Here is an 8,947-nt window from a genome sequence, read left to right as displayed (position 1 = left end):
CCCGTCGCTCGCTCCCGCGTCGCACGCTCGCGTTCCGACGAGCGCTGGAGGCGATCGAGGACGTCACCGATCCGCTCCGTCGGCTCGATGCGCCCGCCATCTCCGGCCGCGTTCGCCTCCGCTCCTGCCGTCGCGTCGGCCGATCCGTCGGTCCCCAGCTCGGCGAGCTGTGCTTCGAAATCCGGTACCGTCGCGTCCCCGTCCTCCTCGCTGTCGCTCGCGTCGGTGTCGTCGGCGGCGATATCGGCGCGCGCCGCGGGGTCGCCGTTCGCTCCGTCGTCGCGCTCGGCGGCGGCGTCCGCGCCCGAATCCGCCACCCCGTCCGCACCCGCGTCCGACCCGTCGCCCGCGTCCTCCGCCGCGGCGAGCCGCGCTTCGAGTTCGGCGACGCGCTCGCGAAGCGCGTCGACGTCCGCGGTGGCGGCACCCTCGGCCGCGCCCGCGCCCCCATTCTCCGTCGCGTCGAGCGACGCCTGTGCCGTCGCGTCGACGCCGCTCTGCTCCGCGTCCGCGTCTCGTGAGCCATCGGGACTCCGCCCCGAGTCGCCGTGTGCCACCGCGTTCGCGAGCTTGCGCGCGGCCGCGGAGACGTCGCGCGCCCGGTCGAGTTCGCTCTCCAGTTCGGCGATGCGTTCCTCGCGGTTCTCGACGCGGCGTTCGAGATCGGCGATGCGGTCCTGTCGCTGTTCCTCCGTGGCCGTGATGTCGGCGAGGTCCTCGACGAGCGTGTCGCTCACCGACTTCAGTTCCGGGCGCTCGAAGTCGTCGAGACCGGGCGTCGCGCCCGCGTCGAACGTCCGCTTGCGCTTGAACTGGACGCGCCGGACCGCCTCGTCCGTCCAGTCCGCCTGCACGAACGCCTCGCCAGCGTCGAGGTCCGGCACCTCCGCCTCGTACTCGCTCCCGACGATTCGCCCGACGACCTTCGTGTCGTTCTCCCACGTTAGTCGGTGCCAGACGAGCCAGTTCGCCTGCGTGATGAAGTCCTTCTTCACGTCCGCGGGCCGCTGGCTGATGCCGACGACGCCGAGACCGTGTTTGCGCCCGCGCTTCCCGACCTTGATGAGCATCCGGCCGGTCTCGCCCATCCCCGCGCCCTCCGGGATGTACTCGTGGACCTCCTCGACGACGAGCAGGAAGGGCTTCTTCAGTTTCTTCTCCTTGGCGAAGAGGTGTTTTGCGGTCTCGAAGACGAGTTCGTCGGCCTCGTCCTCGTCGAGGAAGCCCGAAACGTCCAGAATCACGGGGACGTTCTCCTCCAAGGCGATGGTCGCGAGGCGCTCGGCGTGCTCCGGACTCACCCGGATGTCGCACCCCTCGTCCGCGCCCGCGTGCAGGAGTTCGTACTCCTCTTTGAGTCCGTAGTATTCGCCGTCGGTATCGACGACCATGACGGGATACTGGCGTTCGAGCAGTTCCTCTAAGACAACTGATACCGAATTGCTCTTCCCCCCTCCGCTCTTCCCGGTGACGAATCCTCTTCCGGTCAACACTTCTTCGGTCGGGAGCGTGAGCGAGTCGCCGTTCGCCGTCTCGCCGACGGGGAGGGAGCGCTCGTCGACGGCGTCCTCGGACATTGTCTGCCGGAGGGACGACGTCCGACCGCAAGAGCATTCCGTCAGACATGTCGATGACGCCGCGGCGTCTGCCTGTCCGGGGACCACTTCTCGTTCGCTCCTCGCTCCGCGCTCGCGGGTTCGGCGGATCCCCGCGTCCGCTCGGCTCCGCCGCTCGCGTGTCGCTCACGTTCGTTCGCTCCCGCTCGCCGTTCGGCGGGATGTCGCTATCGCTCCATCCCGCCAGTTCGAAGGCTTTAACCGCGCGCTAGCCGTCAGCCTCGGGTAGTAACCATGGCCGACAATCCCGCCTCCATGTACCGGACGATCGACAAGCCGTCGTACACCCGACGGGAGTACGTCACGGGCATCCCCGGCTCGAAGATCGCGCAGTTCAAGATGGGCGACCTGCAGTCGGACCCCGAGGATTACGACGTCCAGATCAGCCTGAAGCCCGAGGAGGAGTGTCAGCTTCGCCACGGCTCGCTCGAGGCCTCGCGCCTCTCCGCGAACCGTCACCTCATCAAGGAACTCGGCGAGGGCAACTACAAGATGAGCCTCCGCAAGTTCCCCCATCAGATCATCCGGGAGAACAAGCAGGCGACCGGTGCGGGTGCGGACCGTGTCTCCGACGGCATGCGGCAGGCCTTCGGCGTTCCCGTCGGCACCGCGACGCGCATCTACCCCAACGAGCGCCTCTTCACCGCGTGGTGCAGCGTCGAGCAGGCCGACGCCGTGAAGGAGGCCTTCCGTCGCGCCTACAACAAGATCACGCCGCCGTGCAAGATCGAAGTCGAGCGCGGACAGGACCTCCTGACGAAGGCCGACTAACGGCTAACGAGTCCTTTTACTCGCCCCCGCTCGAAGGGGGCACATGTTCCGTCTCGCGTTCGCCAACGGGGCCGAGACGTTCGAGCGCGTCCGCGACCCGCTCGCAGAGCGCGGCATCGCGGTCGAGGCCGTCACCGCCTCGCACGGCTCCTATCCGCTCGCCGAGCCTCCCGTGGACGGCTCGCGTTTCGACGCCGGCTACGTCTTCCCGGGGCGTCTCATGGAGGGCGGCGTCCTCGACGCGTGGCTCGACGTCCCGTGGCTCAACGACCGCGAGGCCGTCCTCACCTCGCGCAACAAGGCGGGCGTGCTCGCGACGCTCGAACCCGCTGGGATCCCGACGCCCGACTCCGTGCTCGTCTCGAATCCCGCCGACACCGACGCGCTCGTCGCCGCCTACGAGCGTCTCGACGCGCCCGTCGTCGTGAAGCCGAACTCGACGACGCGCGGGATCGGCGTCGCGAAGGCCGCGGACCTCGACTCGTTCCTCGGGATCTGCGACTATCTCGATCTCGTCCACGACTACCGGGCGACGGCCGATCGCTCCTTCCTCGTGCAAGAGTACCTCGCGAGCGCGCGCGACTATCGCGTGATGGTGTTGGAGGGCGAGGTCGTCGGCGCGGTCGAGCGCCGCCTCCCCGAGGACGATGTCGCGGCGGGACGCTGGAAGCACAACGTCCATCGAGGCGCCGAGGCGGTCGGCGTCGAGCCGAGCGCGGAGATCCGCGACCTCGCGGAGCGAACGGCGGCGGCGCTCGACGTCCCGTTCCTCGGGGTGGACGTGCTCGTCACGGAGCGCGGTGCGGTGGTGAACGAGACGAACGCTCGCCCGACCATCGACGACAGCGAGAAGTACGACGAGGGGTTCTACGACCGGTTCGCGGCGGCCGTGAGGGACCTGTAGCCCGCAGTCACTCGAATCCGATGTTCGCGGACTCCTCGGCGCGGTCGAAGGTGACTTCGAGGACGCCGTTGTTGTAGCTCGCGCTCCCCGAGCGCTCGTCGACGCGGCAGGGGAGTTCGAGGCGCTCGTCGTACTCGCGGGTCTCCGTGACCGCGCTGATGGTGAGCGTGCGCCCGTCGCACTTCAGCGACAGGTCTTCCTTCTCGATGCCGGGGAAGTCGCCGATAATGCGGACCTCCTCGTCGGTCTGGTGGACGTCGAAGTGGGTGTCGCTGCCGAAGCCGGCGTCGTCGTACCCGCTCTCGGCGCCGCGCATCATGTCGTCCATCATCCGCTCGATCTCGTTGAAGAAGTCGTCGAAGGGGTCGTCCCGGTCGTCGCGTCGCATGCGCTATCGTAAGCCGCACCCGGCCAAAAGGCTTCGGGGCACCGGCGGTCGGTGCCCCTTTCGTGAGATGTGGTATCACGATCGCTGCCGCCGCGTTCCGGCGGGTTTTAAGCCTCCTGATCGTTATTACTCGCGTATGAGTGAACTCTCCCTCGACGCCGAGGAAACGGGCGAGGTCGTTCGCGTGGGACTGAACGGGTTCGGCCGGATCGGGCGCAACGTCTTCCGCGCGGCGCTCGAGGACCCCCGCATCGACCTCGTCGGCATCAACGACGTCATGGACTTCGAGGACATGGAGTACCTCGCGCAGTACGACACCGTCATGGGCCGCCTCGACGGCGTCGAGCGCGACGGCGACGAACTCGTCGTCGGCGACTCCAGCGTCCAGCTCCTGAACGTGCAAGACCCCACCGACCTGCCGTGGGGCGAGGAGGACGTCGACGTCGCGCTCGAGTGTACGGGCATCTTCCGCGAGCGCGGGCAGGCCGCCCAGCACATCGAGGCGGGCGCCGAGAAGGTCGTCATCTCCGCGCCGCCGAAGGGTGACGAGCCGGTCAAGCAGCTCGTCTACGGCGTCAATCACGACGAGTACGACGGCGAGGACGTCGTCTCGAACGCCTCCTGTACGACGAACTCCGTCACGCCGGTCGCGAAGGTCCTCGACGAGGAGTTCGGCATCGAGACGGGCACCCTGACGACCGTCCACGCCTACACCGGCTCGCAGGCGCTCATCGACGGCCCGCAGGGTAAGACCCGCCGCGGCCGCGCCGCCGCGGAGAACATCGTCCCGACGTCCACGGGTGCCGCGCAGGCCGCGACGGAGATCCTCCCGCAGCTCGAGGGGAAACTCGACGGGATGGCGATTCGCGTGCCGGTCCCGGACGGCTCCATCACCGAGCTCGTCGTCGATCTCGACGCGGAGGACGTCACCGCCGAGGGGATCAACGCCGCGTTCCGCGACGCCGCCGACTCCGGCCCGCTCGCGGGCGTCCTCGGCTACACGGACGACGAAGTCGTCTCCAGCGACATCCTCGGTCTCCCCTTCAGTTCGACGGTCGACCTGAACTCCACGAACGTCGTCGGCGAGAACGGCGACCTCGTGAAGATCCTGACGTGGTACGACAACGAGTACGGCTTCTCGAACCGCCTGCTCGACGTCTCCGCGTACATCACGCAGTACTAACGTTGCCCGGAGGCAACGGGAACGCGAGCGGTGACACCGCGAGCGAGTTGCGCGACGCGCGAGCGAACGAGCGAACTGGTTTTCCGCGCTTTTTGCCCACCGATAAGTACCCACCCCCGATACATACCCCTATGACCTTCAAGACCATCGACGACCTCGACCCCGGCCAGCGCGTGCTGGTCCGCCTCGACCTCAACTCCCCCGTTTCGGACGACGGCACCGTACAGGACAACCGCCGCTTCGACCGCCACGCGGAGACCGTGCGCGAACTCGCCGAGCGTGGCGATCGCGTCGTCTGCATGGCTCACCAAGGCCGGCCCGGCGACGACGACTTCGTCTCGCTGCGCCAGCACGCCGACATCCTCGCCGAGCACGTCGCCGCGACGTGCACTTCGTTCCGGACACGTACGGGCCGGAGGCCGTCGAGGCCATCGAGTCGCTCGGGGACGGCGAGATCCTCCTCCTCGAGAACGTCCGGATGTGCGAGGACGAACTCCCCGAGGCGGACCCGGAGGCGAAAGGCGACACGGAGTTCGTGCGGACGCTCGCGCCCGAGTTCGACGCGTACGTGAACGACGCCTACTCGGCGGCGCACCGCGAGCACGCCTCGCTCGTCGGCTTCCCGCTCGTTCTGCCGAGTTACGCGGGCCGCGTCATGGAGACCGAGTACGAGGCGAACACCGCCATCGCGTCCCGGACCTTCGACGGACAGGTGACGATGGTCGTCGGCGGCACGAAAGCCACCGACGTCATCAGCGTCATGGAGGCGCTCGACGAGACGGTCGATCGGTTCCTCTTGGGGGGGATCGCGGGCGAACTCTTCCTCCGCGCCGCGGGCTATCCCGTCGGCGAGGACGTCGAGGGGATGGATCTCTTCGACGACCAATGGGAGGCGAACGCCGACACCATCCGCGAGGTGCTCGACGAGCGCGGCGACGCCATCACGCTCGCGACGGACCTCGCGTACGAGGACGAGGACGGCGAGCGCGCCGAGATCGACGTCGAGGAGATCGAGGAGAAGACGCAGGGCTTCCTCGACGTCGGCACGGAGACCGTCGAGACCTACGCGCCGATCATCCGCGACTCCGAGGCCGTCTTCGTAAAGGGCGCGCTCGGGCTGTTCGAGGACGAACGCTTCTCGAAGGGCACCGTCGGCGTCCTCGAAGCCATCGCCGAGACGGACTGCTTCAGCGTCGTCGGCGGCGGCGACACCTCGCGCGCCATCGAGATGTACGGGCTGAGCGAGGAGGACTTCTCGCACGTCTCCATCGCGGGCGGCGCGTACATCCGCGCGCTCACGGGCGAACCGCTGCCGCCGTGGAAGTGCTGGAGGCGGCATATTGAAGAACGCGGCAACTGGAGGGCGCCGCGAACATGCGAACGGGGTGATGCCCCGTGAGTGAGGTCGGCGTCGTCTCCGACACGCACGACGACCGCGAGCGCGCGCAGGCGGCCGTCGCGCACTTCGAGGACGTCGGTTGCGAGACGGTGATCCACTGCGGCGACGTCGTCGCGCCGTTCACCGCCGCCGTCTTCGCCAGCGACGCCTACGAGTTCCACGCCGTCCGCGGGAACAACGACGGCGAGTGGAACCTCCAGAACGCGATCCGGGAGTTCGGCGAGTATCACGGCGAGTCCGCCGAACTCACGCTCGATGGCGTCGAGTTCGCCGTCTACCACGGAACGAGCGGGACGCTCGTCGACGCCCTCGTCGCCTGCGAGAAGTACGATTACGTCCTCCACGGCCACACGCACGAGCGCCGCCACGACGTCGTCGAGGGCACGCACTGCGTGAACCCGGGCGGCCTGCCGTTCCCGGCGGGCGACGACCGCTATCACGTCGCGACCATCGACACCGACTCGGGCGACGTGACGTTCACGGACCTCGACGACTAGTCGTCCGCGCTCGCGGCCGCGCCCCTGCCGTCGGTCGTGACGGTCTCCGATCGTGTCGTCTCGAAGCTCCCCACGCCGAGCGCGCGGTTCGTCTTGACGACGCTCTCGGCGGCGTCGGCGTCGCCCGCGAGCGCCCGGATCGCGTCCACGTTCTCGGGGACGACGTCGCTCTCTTGGTGGATCGCCTGAAAGAAGTACAGGTCGCGTCCCTCGACGGCGATCGACGCCCCCCAGACGCAGTTCTCCCAGAGGTCGCCCCGCGGGCGACCCGCGTCCTTCGCGTACTCCTTGAGGTGCGCGGGACCGGCGACGCGAGCGCGCTCCGGGACCACGAAGACGCGCGACTCGCTGGCGAGCGTCTCGGACACCGCGTCGGCGTCGGCTTCCGTTTCGAGGGTGACGTTGACGGCGTGGAGGTGCATCAGCGTCGCGGGGACGGTGACGCCCATCGTGTCGACGGCGAGGTCGGGCAACACGGTGTTGACGTCCGGGCCGTGGTGGGAGGGCACGGTCACGGGATCGGGGAGGATGTCGTTGATCGGGCCGCGATCCGACTGACCCGGATCGCCGCCGCGGCGCACCAGCGTCGCGCGCGTCTTCTCGACGCCGTACGCCTCCTCCAAGGGTGCGAGGACGCGCGAGAGCCCGGTCGTGTTGCAGGAGACGACGCGGACGTGCTCGGCGTCGCTCGCCGCGATCTCGTCGTAGTTCGCGCGGGCGTTGAAGCTCGCGTCGACGGCGTCGGCGTCCTCGCCGCCCTGATAGAGCGCGGGGGTGTCGTGGGTCTCGTAGCGCTCTCTGTTCTGCGCGCCGACGCCGGCCGGCGTGCAGTCCACGACGACGTCGCTCGCGCGCACGAGGTCGTCGAGGTCGCCCGCGACGGGAATTCCGGCCTCGTCGAACGCGGGTCGGCGCTCGTCGAGCGCGGCGTGGACGGCGTAGCCGCGCCGATGGGCGGCCGCGGCCTCGAAGTTCGGGGTGGTCTTCGCGACCCCCGCGACTTCCATGTCGGGTTGTGCCGCGAGCGCGTCCGCGACGCGCTTGCCGATCGTCCCGTATCCGTTGACGCCGACTCGGAGCATCACCTGTCCCTCGGTCGCCCGACTGATTAATTCTTTCGGGAAATTTTGGAAGAAATTAACTACGCGTCGAGTAACTGGAACGGCGCCGAGGGCAAGGGCTAACGGGTGGGCGGGCGAGGTATCCGGTATGCCGACGCTCCGCGAAGCCGCCGACACCGCCGTCGTCCAGTGTCTCGGGATCGAGACAGACGAGACCGTCGTCGTCGTGACCGACGACGAGCGCCAGCCGATCGGCGAGGCGCTCTACGAGGCCGCGCGCGACGTCACCGACGACGCGACGATACTGCGCTATCCGCCGGGCGACCAGCACGGCGCGGAGCCGCCCGCGCCCGCCGCCGCAGCACTGCGCGACGCCGACGCCTTCCTCGCGCCGACGACGACGAGCATCTCGCACACCCGCGCGCGTTCGCGAGCGAGCGACGCCGGCGTCCGCGGTGCCACGCTCCCCGGGATCACCGAGGCGGTGTTCACGACGGGTCTCGACGCCGACTACGCGACCATCCGGCGGCACTGCGCGGACGTCCTCGCGCAGGTCCGCGACGCCGACGAGGTGCGCGTGACGACGGAGACCGGCACCGACATCACGTTCGAGTCGGGCGATCGGGAGTGGCGACAGGACACCGGGATGGTCCACGACGACGGCGATTTCTCGAACTTGCCTGCAGGAGAGGTGTTCGTCTCGCCCGAGACGGCAGACGGGACGTACGTCGTCGACGGGACGATGATGCCTCACGGACTGCTCGACGACGGGCGGGAACTCCGCTTCGAGGTCGCGGACGGCTCCGTCACCGAGATCAGCGACGACGACATCCGCGCCGAAGTCGAGGCCGCCGCGGATGAGGTGGGCGACGCCGCGTACAACCTCGCCGAACTCGGCATCGGAACGAACGTCGCCGTCACCGACCTCGTGGGGAGCGTCCTCCTCGATGAGAAGGCGGCCGGAACGGTCCACATCGCCATCGGCGACGACGCCGGCATCGGCGGCGACACCGACGCCCCCCTCCACCTCGACGGCATCATTCGGGAACCGACCGTGTATGCGGATGGCGAGGTCGTACGGCTCCCCGAGCCGTAGACCTCGAAGACGCGAACGGGGAGGAACGACCC

8 protein-coding genes and 1 pseudogene are annotated in these 8,947 nt (G+C 68.8%); 6 read left to right on the top strand and 3 right to left on the bottom strand.

Features of this window, described 5'->3' with window-relative positions:
• Positions 1–1,577: helicase HerA domain-containing protein (locus AOZ13_RS12340; RefSeq protein ID WP_081706803.1), on the bottom strand; the 1,577-nt coding region annotated here is incomplete at its 3' end.
• Between the two features lie 273 nt (positions 1,578–1,850).
• On the opposite strand from AOZ13_RS12340, the gene AOZ13_RS12335 reads away from it, so the two are divergent.
• Both AOZ13_RS12335 and AOZ13_RS12330 read left to right on the top strand, forming a co-directional pair.
• On the top strand, positions 1,851–2,387 hold the full coding sequence (locus tag AOZ13_RS12335; protein WP_020221623.1) for a 50S ribosomal protein L16: 537 nt from the start codon (positions 1,851–1,853) through the stop codon (positions 2,385–2,387).
• Positions 2,388–2,430: 43 nt separating this feature from the next.
• A complete protein-coding gene (locus AOZ13_RS12330) occupies positions 2,431–3,291 on the top strand; it encodes an ATP-grasp domain-containing protein (protein WP_020221622.1) in 861 nt (286 codons plus the stop codon).
• Positions 3,292–3,298: 7 nt separating this feature from the next.
• On the opposite strand, the gene AOZ13_RS12325 is transcribed toward AOZ13_RS12330, so the two are convergent.
• Complete coding sequence (locus tag AOZ13_RS12325; RefSeq protein ID WP_020221621.1) at positions 3,299–3,679, bottom strand: Hsp20/alpha crystallin family protein; 381 nt, start codon at positions 3,677–3,679, stop codon at positions 3,299–3,301.
• Positions 3,680–3,815: 136 nt separating this feature from the next.
• On the opposite strand from AOZ13_RS12325, the gene gap reads away from it, so the two are divergent.
• The 3 genes and pseudogenes from gap to AOZ13_RS12310 all read left to right on the top strand — a co-directional run bounded on the left by gap (position 3,816) and on the right by AOZ13_RS12310 (position 6,758).
• Positions 3,816–4,862, top strand: coding sequence for a type I glyceraldehyde-3-phosphate dehydrogenase (gene gap / locus AOZ13_RS12320; RefSeq protein ID WP_021780738.1), 1,047 nt, complete (start codon positions 3,816–3,818; stop codon positions 4,860–4,862).
• Between the two features lie 131 nt (positions 4,863–4,993).
• Positions 4,994–6,206: pseudogene (locus AOZ13_RS12315) on the top strand (phosphoglycerate kinase).
• Between the two features lie 51 nt (positions 6,207–6,257).
• Positions 6,258–6,758 carry a metallophosphoesterase gene (locus AOZ13_RS12310; RefSeq protein WP_020221618.1) on the top strand — a complete coding sequence of 167 codons (501 nt, stop codon included), beginning with the start codon at positions 6,258–6,260 and terminating at the stop codon, positions 6,756–6,758.
• Here AOZ13_RS12310 and AOZ13_RS12305 read toward each other — a convergent pair.
• The gene (locus tag AOZ13_RS12305; protein ID WP_020221617.1) at positions 6,755–7,840 is read right to left on the bottom strand and encodes a type II glyceraldehyde-3-phosphate dehydrogenase; all 1,086 of its coding nucleotides are present in this window, start codon (positions 7,838–7,840) and stop codon (positions 6,755–6,757) included. The two genes, AOZ13_RS12310 and AOZ13_RS12305, sit on opposite strands and share 4 nt — an antisense overlap.
• Positions 7,841–7,967: 127 nt before the next feature.
• Here AOZ13_RS12305 and AOZ13_RS12300 point away from each other — a divergent pair, with 127 nt between their 5' ends.
• Complete coding sequence (locus AOZ13_RS12300) at positions 7,968–8,915, top strand: aminopeptidase (protein ID WP_021780736.1); 948 nt, start codon at positions 7,968–7,970, stop codon at positions 8,913–8,915.
• Positions 8,916–8,947 lie beyond the last annotated feature (32 nt).

This window comes from Halarchaeum acidiphilum MH1-52-1 (genome assembly GCF_000474235.1).
In the GTDB taxonomy this organism is placed as follows: domain Archaea; phylum Halobacteriota; class Halobacteria; order Halobacteriales; family Halobacteriaceae; genus Halarchaeum; species Halarchaeum acidiphilum.
This window is presented reverse-complemented; position numbering and strand designations above follow the sequence as displayed.